Here is a 13,739-nt window from a genome sequence, read left to right on the forward strand (position 1 = left end):
GAACTGTTCAGTTCAGTATGCGCGAGAGGCGACGCGATGACGGCACCGTGGAAGATCGGCATGTTCCAGTGCGCGGGACTCATGGGGGCGTGGAAGCTCCCCGAGAACACCGCCGTGGACTTCCTCGATCTCGATCACTGGCTGACGATGGCCAGGCGCTGCGAGGCGGCGGGAGTCGACTTCCTCTTCTTCGCCGACGACTACGGCTACCCGGTTGTCGGCGACGGCATCCCCGCGGTCGCCCTGCGCGGCGGAGTGCAGTTCCCCAAAGCCGATCCCACGATGATCCTGCCCGCGCTCGCCGCCGTCACCGAGAAGCTCGGTCTCGTCACGACGCTGTCCACGACGATCGAGAAGCCGCCGATGGTGGCCCGCAAGATGGCCACGCTCGACCACATGACGAACGGGCGCATCGGGTGGAACATCGTCACGGGCGCGGGGCAGAACGCATCGGCGCGCCTGTTCGGCCTGCCGATGACAGAGCACGACCTGCGGTACGAGATCGCCGCCGATCACGTCGACCTCTCGCTGAAGCTCTGGGAGGGATGCTGGGATGCCGACGGCCTCGTGATCGATCGTGAGGCGGGCGTCTTCGCCGACCCGCAGAAGGTGCGGGAGATCGTCCACGACGGACCGCACTTCTCCTCGCGCGGCATCCTCACCGTCCCGCCCGGGCCCCAGCGCACGCCGATGCTGTTTCAGGCGGGCACCTCCGGTCCGGGACGCGACCTGGCGGCGAAGTATGCCGAGGCGGTCTTCCTCGCCGCCGAAGTGCCGGCGCTGACGGAGCAGATCGCCGACATCCGCCGCCGCGCCGAAGAGTACGGGCGCGACCCGCGATCGATCAAGTGCCTGATCGCGGGGACGTTCGTCGTCGCCGAGACGGAGGGCGAGGCGCGGGCGCTGCGCGAACGCCAGACGGCGACGCGCACCCTCGAGGACGCCGCCGCGTCGTACGCGTTCTTCACCGGGCTCGATCTCTCGTCGATGGATCCCGACAAGCCGCTCGACCCCGAGGCCGCTCTCACGCAGACGGGGCGCACGAACGTCGAGCGCTTCCTCGGACCCGATGCCCCGACGGTGCGCGAGATCCTCGAGGAGTTCCAGCGCAACAGTGTCATGGGCGCGCCCTTCATCGGCGATGCGGCGCAGGTCGTCGATCAGGCGCAGCAGGTCATCGACGCCACCGACGCCGACGGATTCCTCGTGCAGCCCGATCACACGGGCACATTCGACAGCTTCATCGACCTGGTGATGCCCGTGCTCCGCGCCCGCGGCCTCGTCGACGCCGATCAGGCCGCCACGACGTTGCGCGAACGCCTGCTCGGCACGGGCACTGCGCATCTTGCACCCGAACACCCGGGCGCGGCTTACCGCCGAGACCTCGCAGACAGGAGCATCGCATGACGAAGAAGCTGGCCATCGGAATGTTCCAGAACGGCCGCGCCCGCGGCACCTGGAGAATGCCCGGACGCGCGGGCGAGCCGAATTTCACCGACCTCGAATACTGGGTCGACCTCGCTCGCCGGTGCGAGGCGGCCGGGGCGGACTTCCTCTTCCTCGCCGACTCGTACGGGTACCCCACGCTCGATGGCGCGGTGATCCCGACCGCGATCGAGCGCGACGTGCAGTTCTCCACAGTGGACTCGCAGATGCTCATGTCGGCGCTGGCCGCCGCCACCTCGACCCTCGGACTCGTCACGACGGTGTCGACGATGGCCGAGAAGCCGCCGATCGTCGCGCGGCAGTACCGTTCGCTCGATCACTTCTCCAAGGGCCGGATGGGCTGGAACGTGGTCACGGGTTCCGCGCAGGCGGGCTCCGCCCTGCTGTTCGGCGAGCCGCTCATGCCGCACGATGACCGGTACGCGCTCGCCGACGACCACGTGCAGCTGTCGCTGAAGCTCTGGGAGGGATGCTGGGCCGACGACGCCCTCGTGAAGGATGCCGACACCGGCATCTGGGCCGATCCCGGGAAGGTCCAGGAGGTCGTCCACGATGGCCCGTACTTCTCATCGCGGGGCGTGCTCGTGACCCCGCCCAGCCCTCAGGTGACACCGACGCTGTTCCAGGCGGGAGCCTCGAGCGCGGGGCGGGAGCTTGCCGCGACATATGCCGAGGCCGTGTTCCTCGCGGCCGAGTCCAAGGCGCTGGCCGAGCAGATCTCCGACATCCGCCGTCGCGCCGAGGAGAAGGGCCGCGGACGCGACGCGGTCAAGTGCCTTATCGCCGGCACGTTCCGCATCGCGGACACGGAGGAGGAGGCGCGCCGGGCGCACGCGGAGCAGATCGCCGGCATCTCGCTGGAGTTCGCCGCCACCACCTACGCCTACTTCACGGGCATCGACCTGCTCTCCCTCGATCTCGACAAGCCGATGCCCGCCGCCGCCGCGAACACCGATAACGGACGCACGAACGTCGAGCGGTTCCTCGGACCCGATGCCCCGACGGTGCGCGAGATCATCGAGGAGTTCCGCGCGAACGGCGTGATGGGCAAGCCGTTCCTCGGAACCGTGGAGCAGGCCGTCGATCAGGCGGTCGCGCTGATCGAGGAGACCGACGCCGACGGCTTCCTGGTGCAGCCCGACCCCGATGGTGGACACGACATCTTCTTCGACAAGGTCATGCCCGAGCTGCGTCGTCGCGGCCTGATCAAGGACGAACTGCCCGGCACCACGCTGCGCGAGCATCTCTTCGGCGAGGGCTGTGTGCGGCTGCCCGACACCCACCCGGGCGCGGCGTTCCGGCAGAGCGCGATGGCGGCCGCCGCGCGCTGACGTCGACGGGCGCCCGCGACGGCGCGGCGCCCGTGTCCGCGCATTCCCCGCACTCCCGCACGAGACCCCCTCGGGACGCTCTCTTGGGGAGACCGTGCGACCCGAGGGGGCCCGTAAACGAGAAGGGGACGCCGTGTGCCCCCGTTGGGGACCGGCGGCACCCGCTGCTGGGGACAGCGGTGACGTGGAAGGCCCCTCCCCACCGCCAGGCTAGGCGAGCGCGGGGTCGGCGTCGAGAGTGTATGCCGAGACGTTCACGGACGGATCTGGTCGGGCACCAGCACGCATGAATTCCAGCGCCAGACTGAACGCGCACGCTCGCGGTCATTCCCTTGTCCGGCGTGGGCGCAATCTCCGCCGCGCGGGGGCGCGGCGAAAGGGGTGTCGTCGACGTACCCCGCGGGCCTCCGCGGCAGGCATGATGGGCAGTGGGCAGTGGGCAGTGGGCATCAGGCCCGGACGTGGCAGAGGAAGAGGCCGAATGAGCGCGCACATCGCGATCGTGTGGAACCCGTCGAAGACCGAGAAGCAGGTGCTCGAAGAGGGTCTCGCAGCCGCGGCCGGCGAAACCGAGATCTCGTGGTGGGAGACGACCCCCGAGGATCCGGGGCAGGGCGCCACGCGCCGGGCGCTCGAGGCGGGCGCCGACCTCGTCATCGTCGCGGGCGGCGACGGCACCGTGCGCGCCGTCGCCGAGGCGCTCGCCGATGCGTCATCGGATGCCGAGCTCGGCATCGTGCCGCTGGGCACCGGCAACCTGCTCGCCCGCAATCTGGGAGTGCCGATCAACGACGTCTCCGCCGCGCTCGCCCGTGTGTTCGAGGGCGGGGCGACCCCGGTCGACGTCGGCTGGGTGGATGTCGAGCTCGAGCGCGGCTCGGAGCGCCATGCGTTCGTCGTCATGATCGGCTTCGGCATCGACGCCCACATGATCGCCGAGACCAACGACGACCTCAAAGACAAGGCGGGGTGGCTCGCCTACGTCGAATCCCTCGGCCGCGCGCTGCAGGCGAGTGACATCGTTCCGTTCCATCTGACAGCCGATGACCAGCCGGGCCGCGACGAAGAGGGTCACACCCTGCTGATCGCCAACTGCGGCACGCTCCAGGGCGGTCTGACCCTGCTGCCCGATGCCGACCCCTCGGACGGCGAGCTGGACTACCTCCTGCTCAGCGCCGAGGGGTTGGGGGAGTGGGCGGGCACGCTCAAGACCATGGTGTGGGACAACGGTCTCAAACGTCTGATCAGCGACAAGAGCGAGACCACGAGCACGGATGCCGTCACCCACGCTCGCGCGAAGAAGATCAGCGTGAGCCTGCCCGAGGTGCGCGCCTTCGAGATCGACGGCGAAGAGATCGGCGAGACCCGCGAGTTCGCGGTGACGGTGCAGCCGGCCGCGATCCGGGTGCGGTGAGCACGCCGCCCTCCTAACGGGCGCCCGCGGCGGCGCGTGAGATCGCGAGCGCCGCGGTGCGCAGCGAGCCCGCGTGCTCCTCGACCTGGCGGCGGGTGGTCGCGCCGGTGACCGAGATGGCGGCGATCGGCCGGGCCCCGGCATCCAGGATCGGCGCGGCGACGCAGAACAGGCCGGGGGAGGACTCCTCGAGATCGAAAGCGACCCGGCGCGCCCGGATCTCGGCGAGCTCGGCGCGCAGGGCGACGGGATCGACGAGGGTGTGGGGGGTCAGCGCGCGCAGCGGCGCCGCGAGCACATCGTCGATCTCGTGCTCGGGGCTGAACGCGAGCAGGGCCTTGCCGAGACCCGTGGCGTGCACGTCGCCACGACCGCCGAGGCGCGTGTGCGGGATGCGGTGCGCGGCCTGGGAGATCTTCTCGAGATACACGATCTGGCTGCCCTCGCGCACCGCGAGATTGACGGTGAGGCGGGTGAACTCGCTGAGGTGATGCGCGAAGGGCAGCGCGGCGTCGCGCAGGGTCGCCTGCGTCGGCGCGAGGGTGCCGAGCTCGAACAGTCGGACTCCGACCTGCACCCCCGCGCCGCGTCGCTCGAGAGCCCCGTGGGCCAGCAGCTGCCCGACCGTGCGGTGGACGGATGACTTCGGGATGCCGGCGCGCCGCGAGATCTCGCGCACGCCCATGACGCGGTGGTGCTCGTCGAAGCTGCCGAGGATCGCCATGACGGTGTCGACGGCGCTGCGGCCGGCATCCGTGTCCGGCTGAGGGGGACGGGTCATCACCGCCGATCCTATGCGCCTGCGACGATCGGCGGGTCCCCGAAACGAGGAGATCCGCCGTGACCGAGTACGACGACATCGCCGGCATCCGCGTCGCGCCCGAACTGCGCACGTTCATCGAGCACGAGGCGCTGCCGCACTCGAGCCTCACGCCCCGCGCCTTCTGGGAGGGCGTCGCGACCCTCGCCGCGGAGTTCGGACCCCGCACGCGGGCGCTCCTGGCCGAGCGTGATCGCCTGCAGTCCGAGGTCGACGACTGGCACCGCGCCCACCCCGGTCCGATCGAGGACCCGGCGGCCTACCGCTGGTTCCTCCGGCGCATCGGGTATCTCGTCGATGCGCCGGCGACGGATCCGATCGTCACGACGACGGGCGTCGATGACGAGATCGCCGTGCTCGCCGGGCCCCAACTGGTCGTGCCCGTCACGAACGCGCGCTATGCGCTGAACGCCGTGAACGCGCGCTGGGGCTCGCTCTACGATGCGCTGTACGGCACCGACGCGATTCCCGGCGCCGCGGACGGACCCGGCTACGACGGCGCGCGCGGAGCCCTCGTCGTCGAGTGGGTGCGTGATCTGCTGGATCGTGCGGTTCCGCTCGCGTCGGGGAGCCACCGCGACACGGTCCGTTACCGCGTGGTGCGCGGCCGGCTCGAGGCGTCCCTGCTCGACGGTGCTCACGCCGGGCTCGCGGACGCGGGTGCGCTGCGCGGGTACATCGGCGACCCCGATCGCCCCGATGCGGTGCTGCTGCGCCACCACGGCCTGCACATCGACATCCGCTTCGACCCGCAGAGCATCGTCGGCGCCGCCGATCCGGCGGGCATCGCCGACGTCGTGCTCGAGTCGGCCCTCTCGACGATCGTCGATTTCGAGGACTCCGTCGCGACCGTGGACGCGTCCGACAAGGTCGCGGCGTACCGCAACTGGCTGGGCCTGAACCGCGGAGATCTCTCCGAGCGACTCGCCAAGGGTGGTCGCGAGATCACCCGGACCCTGGCCGATGACCGCCACTACACCGCGCCGGACGGGACGGGGCTGACGGTGCCCGGTCGCGCGGTGATGTTCGTACGCAACGTCGGGCATCTCATGACGACGGACGCCGTGAGGGATGCCGGGGGTGAAGAGATCGGCGAAGGTCTGCTCGACGCGATCGTGACGTCGCTGTGCGCGCTTCCGGGCCGAGACGAGGCGAACCCGCGTCGAAACGGCGACCGCGGGTCGATCTACATCGTCAAGCCCAAGATGCACGGCCCCGCCGAGGCGGCGCTGGCGCGCGACATCCTGATCGCCGTCGAGCGGATGCTGGAGCTGCCCGTCGGAACGATCAAGATCGGCGTGATGGACGAGGAGCGGCGCACGAGCGTGAACCTCGAAGCCGTGATCGCCGAGGTCGCCGATCGCATCGTCTTCATCAACACGGGGTTCCTGGATCGCTCGGGTGACGAGATCCACACGGCGATGCTGGCGGGCCCGGTCGTGCCCAAGGCGCAGCTGAAGACCCAGGTGTGGATCGCCGCCTACGAGGACCGCAACGTCGACGTCGGGCTTGCGACGGGGCTCGTCGGACACGGTCAGATCGGCAAGGGGATGTGGGCGATGCCGGACCTCATGGCCGACATGCTTGCCCAGAAGGCGGCGCACCCGCGGTCCGGGGCGAGCACCGCGTGGGTGCCCTCGCCGACGGCCGCGACACTGCACGCCGTGCACTATCACGAGGTGGATGTCGCAGCCCGGCAGGCGGAGATCTCGACGAGGCCGCGAGCATCGCTCGACCGGGTGTTGACGCCCCCGGTCGGCGACCCGGCTGCCTGGAGCGCCGAGGAGCGCCGGCGGGAGGTCGAGAACAACGTGCAGTCCCTGCTCGGGTACGTCGTGCGCTGGGTCGATCTCGGTGTCGGGTGTTCGAAGGTGCCCGACATCTCCGACGTCGGGCTCATGGAGGATCGCGCAACCCTGCGCATCTCGAGCCAGCTCCTGGCGAACTGGCTCCACCACGGCGTCGTCGAGGCGGACGTCGTGCGAGAGAGCATGCGCCGCATGGCGGCGGTCGTCGACGCCCAGAACGCCGCCGATCCTGCATACCGACCGATGTGCGACGACCTCGAGGGCAGTATCGCGTTCGCCGCGGCCACCGAGCTGGTCTTCGAGGGGGCCCGGCAGCCGAACGGCTACACCGAGCCGATCCTGCACCGTCGCCGTCGAGAGGCGAAAGCTGCAGCATCCGTCGCCTGCGTCTGAGGGGGATCAGGTGGTGACGCGGTTGCGGATGGGGTCGAGCATCGCTTCGGCCGCCCACCCGGCGGCATCCGCGATGTCGCGGCCGTCCATGCCGAACTCGCGCCGCATGGTCACCCAGGTCGCCGCCGAGTCGAGATGCGACAGCGCCGCGACAAGCGCGCGACGCTCGGCCGTGGACATATCAGGCACTTCGCCACGGAGCCTCTGATCGAGCTGCTCGCGACGAGGCGACGGGGCCGCGCCGCTCACGCCGCGCATCTGAGTCTCGGCGACGACGTGCGCCAGCTCGGGGCGCCGGTCATACGCCTCCATCGCCTCGCGGATCGCGAGCGGCACATCGAAGACGGACCGCATCGGCTCGCGCGCGAAGACGCTCTGCTCGAGCCACGCCGCTGTCGCCAGCAACAGATCGATGCGTGCGGCGTAATTACGGAACACCGTGCGCTCGCCGACTCCTGCGCGCCGCGCGATGAGCCGGAACGACACGTCGTCGGTGCCGATCTCCTCGATGAGTTCGGCGTACGCCGCGAGGATCGCCGCCTGCGTGCGGCCCAGGTCCCCGGGCGCTGCGGCGAGGTCGTCGTCGGGTGTGATCATCCCGCGCTCACCCACGTCTGCGACGGCCGACCGCCCATCGCGAGATCAAGAGTCCCGTCGAAGATGTCGCCGATCTCTTCGGCGTCCATGTCGAATCCTGCGCGGCACCGCGCCCAGAACTGCGCCGAGGCGAAGTAACGAAGCGTCGCGGCGACCCGCTGGAGATCGCGTGCATTGAGCGTGGGTGCGCGGGTCGCGAGCAACGCCTCGATCGCCCGCGTGAGGTAGCTGGTCTCCACGTCATCGGTCGGCGAGATCGTTGCCGCGCGCGCGCAGACGAAGGCGAACGCGGGGGCTTCATCGAACCTTCGGAATCGCGCACGAATGGCTGTCCGGAACTCTTCGATCGTCACGAACGGGGGCACCGCGAAGTGCGTCTGCTCCACCCACGTCGCGAGAGCGGCCAGGAGATGCGAGCGCGTCGGGTACTGGCGGTAGACCGTCCGCTCCGACACCCCCACCGCGTCGCCGAGGGCACGGTACGAGATGTCGTCGAAGGTCTGCTCCCGCAGCATCGCCGCGGCGCTGGCGAGGATGGCGGTCGCGGTGTCGACCGGCTCTGCCATCACGGACCTCACTTTTCTCGACTCATCCGCCTCGCCGCGGGGTTCGCGGCCCGCTGGGGAACCGGGGGCGGGAGAGCGCTCGCCGCGGTCTCGGGGGGCAGCATGTACTGATCCGTGCCGTCCAGGGTGAGAGCCAGTGAGGAGACGTACTGCGTCTCGCCGTGTGGTCCGCGCTCCGCCGATGCCAGCATATCCGGGCGCTCGAACGTATAGCCCGTGACGTGGCAGCGCAACCGCTCGCCCGACGGATTGCCGTCCGCGTCGAGCAGAGGGGAGGGGATGCCGTCGGTGCGGCGCCGGAGGTAGTACCGGCCCCGCGTGGCCAGCGCCATCGCCGGGGTCGTCACGAACGCGACGACGATCGCGATGAGCACCGAGAACGGGCGGACGCCCTCGCCGAACAGACCGCCGAATGCCGACAGTGACAGGAGGGAAGCGAGCCCCACGGAGACGAGGCCGACGGGATTCCAGTCGTGCAGCATCCCGCGGCGGAACTCGGGGAAGCTCGGCGAGACCCGGAGCAGCTTCTTGTTGACGACGATGTCCGTGGCGATGGTCACCAACCACGCCATCACGACATTCGCGTACAGGCTGAGTACGAATGCGATGAGGCTGAACACATCCATCCACATCAGCGCGAGGGCGATCGCGAGATTGAAGTACATGAAGACCGAGCGGCCCGGGTACGTCTTGGTGAGCCTGGTGTAGACGTTGGACCAGGCGAGGGACCCCGAGTACGCGTTCGTGACGTTGATCTTCACCTGGGCGACCACGACGAGGATCAGCGCGAGCCCCATCGCCAGCCACTCCGGCATCACCGAGGAGTACAGCCCGACGAACTGTCGCACGGGCTCGGTCGCCTTGGCGCCCAGCTCGGCGTCGATCCGCGTGAAGAGGTAGACCGCCAGGAAGACGCCGACCACCTGCTTGACACCGCTGAAGAGCACCCAGCCGGGGCCGGCGAACAGCAACGACGTCCACCAGGATTGAGTGTTGGCGCGCGAGCGGGGCGGCATCGCGCGGATGACGTCGATCTGCTCGGCGAGCTGCGGCGTCAGCGCGAAACACACCGCCGCGCTTGCGACGATGGCGCCGAAGTCGACGCTGCCATCCGAATTGCCGGTGAAGGAGACGAACGCCTGCACGGCGTCGGGATCCGACACGATCACCCACAGCAGGGGAAGCAGCGCCAGGGCGAGCCAGAGCGGCGTCGTCCAGAACTGCAGGCGCTCGAGCGCGCGCATGCCGTAGATCACGATCGGGATCACGACGACCGTCGAGATGAGGTAGCCGATCGGCAGGGGGATTCCCGCGGCGACCTGCAGTCCCTGTGCCATGATCGCGCCCTCGAGCGCGAAGAAGATGCACGTGAACACGGCGAAGATCACGGTCGTGATCGACGAGCCGTAGTAGCCGAACCCCGATCCGCGGGCGATCAGATCGAGGTCGAGGTTGTAGCGGGCGGCGTAGTAGGCGATCGGCGTGCCGACGATGAAGATCACGACCGATGCCAGCAGGATGCCGAGCACGGCGTTGTGGGTGCCGTGCTCGATGCCGATGCTCGCGCCGATGGAGAAGTCGGCCAGGAAGGCGATCGACCCGAGTGCCGTGACGCCGACGGCCCCGGCGCTCCAGCGGCGGAAGGAGCGCGGCACATACCGGAAGGCATAGTCCTCGAGGCTGTCCTCGGCGGCCGCCCGCGCGTTGTCTGCCCTCGTCACCGTCGCGACCCCCTGCGTCTCGCACGTGGGGCTCATTGTCTCGATTCTCGTGTTTCAGCCGCATTGCGGTGCGCACGAGGGCACCGACTCAGATCGCCATCGCGGCGCGCACGCCCTCCGCCGCGGCCGCGCCGCCCTCGCCGGTGCTCGATGCGAAGCCGCTCGCCAGGACCAGATACTTGTCCGCTGCCTCGAGCGCGAACCCGATGTGCTGCTCCACGAGCAGCACCGACAGGCCTTCGCCCGCCAGCTGCATCACCGTGTGCTCGATCTCGGCGACGATCGTGGGTTGGATTCCCTCGGTCGGTTCGTCGAGGATCAGCAGCTTGGGCTCGGTGATGAGTGCCCTGGCGATCGCGAGCTGCTGACGCTGCCCGCCCGAGAGCAGTCCCGCCTTGCGGGTCGCGAACTTCTCGAGAGCAGGAAAGCGGGCGAGCTGCTGCTCGATGAGGGCCTTGCCGCCCCGGCGGCCGTCGGCGACGAGCTGCAGGTTCTCCATCGTCGTCAGCTGCGCGAAGGACTGCTGACCCTGCGGCACGTACGCCATCCCACGCGCGACGCGCTTGTTCGGAGAAAGCGCCGTCACGTCCTCGCCGTCGAAGATGACCTGCCCGCTGCGGGGCTTGATGAGCCCGATCGCGACACGCAGCAGCGTCGACTTGCCGGCGCCGTTGTGGCCCAGCACGGCCACGACCGTGTCGGAGCGCGGCAGCGTGACGCCGTGCAGCACGAGCGTGCGGCCGTAGCCCGCGCGGATGTCGTTCAGTTCGAGCATGTCAGGCTCCCTCTTCTCGCGCGGCGGCGTCGGGTCCGGCGGACGCGGCATCGGGCACGACCAGCATCCCGGTCGTCGTCGCTGCGCCGGCGGTGCCGAGGTAGACCTCCTGCACCTTCGGGTCGGCCTGCACCTGCGCCACCGTGCCCTCCGAGAGCAGGGTGCCCTGATGCAGCACCGTCACCCGCGAGGCGTAACGGCGCATGAAGTCCATGTCGTGCTCGACCACCAGCACGATGCGTTTCTCGGCGATGCGCTGCAGCAGTTCGCCCGTGGCCGTGCGTTCGTCCTGGCTCATGCCGGCGACGGGCTCGTCGAGCAGGAGCGCGCGGGGCTGCTGCACGAGCATCATCCCGATCTCGAGCCACTGCTTCTGACCGTGCGAGAGGATCCCCGCGGGCGTCTCGCGCTCTTTCGTCAGACCGGTCTCCTCCAGGGCCTGTTCGATCGACGGATCGACGCCGCGCCGCGCGCGCAGCAGCGAGAACGGCGATCGATGCAGCCCTGCCGCGATGTCGAGGTTCTGCAGCACCGTCAGCTGCTCGAACACGCTCGCGGTCTGGAACGTGCGCCCGACTCCGAGCCGCACGATCTTGTTGACGGGGGTTCCGAGAAGTTCCTGCCCGGCGAGCGTGACCGATCCGGAGCCCTTGGACAGGCCGGTGATGGCGTCGATGCACGTGGTCTTGCCGGCGCCGTTCGGTCCGATGAGGAATCGCACCTCACCCGGATGGGCGTCGAAGGACACCCCTCCGACGGCGACTAATCCGTCGAACTCCACGCGCAGGTCGGTGACGACGAGCGATTCTGTCGCGGGGGTCATTTCTTCGCCTCCTCGAGAGCGGGGGTCGCCGTGTCGGTGGATGCCGGGGGCTTCGACCGGGAGCGCCACAGGGCGTCCTTCGCCCGACCCACGAGCGAGGACAGGCCCATCGGCAGGAAGAGCGTGACCAGGATGAAGATGAGGCCGAGGACGTAGATCCATCCGCTCGGCCAGGTCGAGCCGAGACTCGATTGGCCCCAGCCGATCGCCATGGCCCCGAGTGCCGGCCCGAACAGCGACGCACGGCCCCCCAGCGCGACCCCCGCGATCATCAGGATGGAGGCCGCGGCGCCGATCTCGGCCGGCGTGATGATCCCGACGATCGGCACGAACATCGCTCCCGCGATGCTGGCCATCACGGCCGCGACGACGAAGGCGAGAAGCTTGATGTTGGCGGGATCGTAGCCGAGGAAGCGCACGCGCTCCTCGGCGTCGCGCGTGGCGATCAGCAGCTCGCCGTATCGGCTGCGGTTGAGCTGCCAGACGGCGAGCAGGCAGACGATGAGCAGGGACGCGGCGATCATGAACACCATCACCTTGTTGGCGTCGTCGTCGAGGACGAATCCGAAGAAGTACTCGAAATCGCTCAGTCCGGTGTCGCCGCCCGTCTCGCGAATCGTCGAGCTGATCAGCACCGCAAGAGCGACAGCGAGGGCCTGCGTCAGGATCGCGAAGTACGCCCCCTTCACGCGGCGCTTGAAGAGCGCGTAGCCGAGAATCGATGCCACGATGACCGGCAATGCGATGATCGCCACCAGCGTGAACACGGGGCTGCGGAACGGCTCCCAGAAGGCGGGCAGGGGCGCTTGCGGATCGTAGAGGATCATGAAGATCGGCAGGCTGTCGGGCCCGGCCGTCTCGAGCGTCATGTGCATCGCCATCGCGTAGGCGCCGAGCCCGAAGAACACACCTTGACCGAGCACCAGCATCCCGCCCCGTCCCCAGGCCAGCCCGATGCCGACGGCCGCGATCGCCCAGCACGCGTATTTGCCGAGGTTGTTGAGCCAGTGCATGGAGAGCACAGCGGGGGCGATGACCAGGAGCAGGACGGCGAACACGCCGATGCCGATGAGCGGAAGCCACGGTTTGATCTTTGTCATGTCAGCCCCCTGGTGCGAACGGTGAACAGGCCCTGCGGGCGGAACTGCAGGAAGACCACGACGAGCACGAAGGCGAGCACCTGCGCCATGCTGCCGGTCGTCCAGTCGGCGAAGAACGCCAGGGCGACGCCCACGACCCACGCGGCGATCACGGTGCCCTTGATCTGGCCGACCCCGCCGGCGACGACGACGAGGAATGCCGGAATGATGTACTGAGTGCCCATCTGGGAGTTGGTGCCGCCGATGAGCGAGGCGGCGACTCCGGCGACTCCGGCAAGACCGGAGCCGACGAAGAACGTGATGCGGTCGACGTTGCGGGTGCGGATGCCGCTGGTCTCGGCGAGGTCCCGGTTCTGCACCGTCGCCCTGATCCGGCGCCCGAAGGCCGAGTACTTCAGCCAGGCGGCGAGCGCGGCGAGGCAGAGCGCCGCCAGCACGATCGTGAACACCTGGCGCAGCGGCCAGCCGTAGCCGAAGACATCGAGCTGGCCGTCGAGCCACGCGGGGCTCTCGACGGGTACGCCCTGTGCGGGGAAGATCTGCAGGGCGATCTGCTGCAGGATCAGGCTCACGCCGACGGTGACGAGCAGCGTGTCGAGTGGTCGTCGATACATCCACTGGATGATGCCGACTTCGAGCAGCAGACCGAGCATGCCGGCGCCGATGAAGGCGAGCGGCAGCGCGGCGAGGATCGAGAGGTTGCTGGAGACGACGACCAGCTGGGTGAGGTAGGCGATGAAGGCGCCGGCCATGATGAACTCGCCGTGCGCCATATTGATCACCCCCATCTGGCCGAATGTCAGGGTGAGCCCAAGCGCGGCGAGCAGCAGCAGGGCGCCCTGTGCGCTGCCGTTCAGCAGGGGCGGGATGAGTGCATCCACGTGCGGTCGCTCTCTGTCGAAGTGGCGATGGTCAAGGAGCGGTGCGCGGGAGCCGGTGGGACAC

Annotated in this window: 12 protein-coding genes; 4 read left to right on the plus strand and 8 right to left on the minus strand. The window is 69.2% G+C overall.

The features are described from left to right. Window positions 1–36: 36 nt before the first annotated feature. The 3 genes from AB2L57_RS03205 to AB2L57_RS03215 all read left to right on the plus strand — a co-directional run bounded on the left by AB2L57_RS03205 (window position 37) and on the right by AB2L57_RS03215 (window position 4,191). Entirely contained in the window at window positions 37–1,407 is a 1,371-nt protein-coding gene (locus AB2L57_RS03205; protein WP_292810810.1) for an NtaA/DmoA family FMN-dependent monooxygenase, read from the plus strand. Then, window positions 1,404–2,777 (plus strand): NtaA/DmoA family FMN-dependent monooxygenase, encoded by a 1,374-nt coding sequence (locus AB2L57_RS03210; RefSeq protein ID WP_409048052.1) that lies wholly within the window; start codon window positions 1,404–1,406, stop codon window positions 2,775–2,777. Before AB2L57_RS03205 ends, AB2L57_RS03210 begins: the two co-directional genes overlap by 4 nt. Window positions 2,778–3,258: 481 nt before the next feature. Then, a complete protein-coding gene (locus AB2L57_RS03215; RefSeq protein WP_292810815.1) occupies window positions 3,259–4,191 on the plus strand; it encodes a diacylglycerol kinase family protein in 933 nt (310 codons plus the stop codon). A gap of 13 nt (window positions 4,192–4,204) precedes the next feature. Here the strand turns inward: AB2L57_RS03215 and AB2L57_RS03220 are convergent, their stop codons facing one another. After that, a complete protein-coding gene (locus AB2L57_RS03220; RefSeq protein ID WP_292810817.1) occupies window positions 4,205–4,972 on the minus strand; it encodes an IclR family transcriptional regulator in 768 nt (255 codons plus the stop codon). 59 nt (window positions 4,973–5,031) lie between these two features. On the opposite strand from AB2L57_RS03220, the gene AB2L57_RS03225 reads away from it, so the two are divergent. Next, window positions 5,032–7,212 (plus strand): malate synthase G, encoded by a 2,181-nt coding sequence (locus tag AB2L57_RS03225; protein WP_409048053.1) that lies wholly within the window; start codon window positions 5,032–5,034, stop codon window positions 7,210–7,212. A 6-nt stretch (window positions 7,213–7,218) separates the two neighbouring features. Here AB2L57_RS03225 and AB2L57_RS03230 read toward each other — a convergent pair whose 3' ends face one another. The 7 genes from AB2L57_RS03230 to urtB are packed head-to-tail and all read right to left on the minus strand — an operon-like array spanning window position 7,219 to window position 13,675. Next, window positions 7,219–7,809 carry a TetR/AcrR family transcriptional regulator gene (locus tag AB2L57_RS03230; protein ID WP_292810821.1) on the minus strand — a complete coding sequence of 197 codons (591 nt, stop codon included), beginning with the start codon at window positions 7,807–7,809 and terminating at the stop codon, window positions 7,219–7,221. After that, complete coding sequence (locus AB2L57_RS03235) at window positions 7,806–8,375, minus strand: TetR/AcrR family transcriptional regulator (protein ID WP_292810823.1); 570 nt, start codon at window positions 8,373–8,375, stop codon at window positions 7,806–7,808. The genes AB2L57_RS03230 and AB2L57_RS03235 overlap by 4 nt, the downstream gene beginning before the upstream one ends. An 8-nt stretch (window positions 8,376–8,383) precedes the next feature. Further along, window positions 8,384–10,132 carry a purine-cytosine permease family protein gene (locus tag AB2L57_RS03240; protein ID WP_409048054.1) on the minus strand — a complete coding sequence of 583 codons (1,749 nt, stop codon included), beginning with the start codon at window positions 10,130–10,132 and terminating at the stop codon, window positions 8,384–8,386. A 52-nt stretch (window positions 10,133–10,184) separates the two neighbouring features. Continuing rightward, window positions 10,185–10,871, minus strand: coding sequence for an ATP-binding cassette domain-containing protein (locus AB2L57_RS03245; protein WP_292810827.1), 687 nt, complete (start codon window positions 10,869–10,871; stop codon window positions 10,185–10,187). Window position 10,872: 1 nt separating this feature from the next. Next, window positions 10,873–11,694: an urea ABC transporter ATP-binding protein UrtD gene (gene urtD / locus AB2L57_RS03250; RefSeq protein ID WP_292810829.1), complete on the minus strand. Its 822-nt coding sequence runs from the start codon at window positions 11,692–11,694 to the stop codon at window positions 10,873–10,875. Next, window positions 11,691–12,794: an urea ABC transporter permease subunit UrtC gene (gene urtC / locus AB2L57_RS03255; RefSeq protein WP_292810831.1), complete on the minus strand. Its 1,104-nt coding sequence runs from the start codon at window positions 12,792–12,794 to the stop codon at window positions 11,691–11,693. The genes urtD and urtC overlap by 4 nt, the downstream gene beginning before the upstream one ends. After that, on the minus strand, window positions 12,791–13,675 hold the full coding sequence (gene urtB, locus AB2L57_RS03260) for an urea ABC transporter permease subunit UrtB (RefSeq protein WP_292810833.1): 885 nt from the start codon (window positions 13,673–13,675) through the stop codon (window positions 12,791–12,793). Before urtB ends, urtC begins: the two co-directional genes overlap by 4 nt. Between the last annotated feature and the right edge of the window lie 64 nt (window positions 13,676–13,739).

This window comes from Microbacterium sp. HA-8, from assembly GCF_046111165.1.
Lineage (GTDB): Bacteria > Actinomycetota > Actinomycetes > Actinomycetales > Microbacteriaceae > Microbacterium.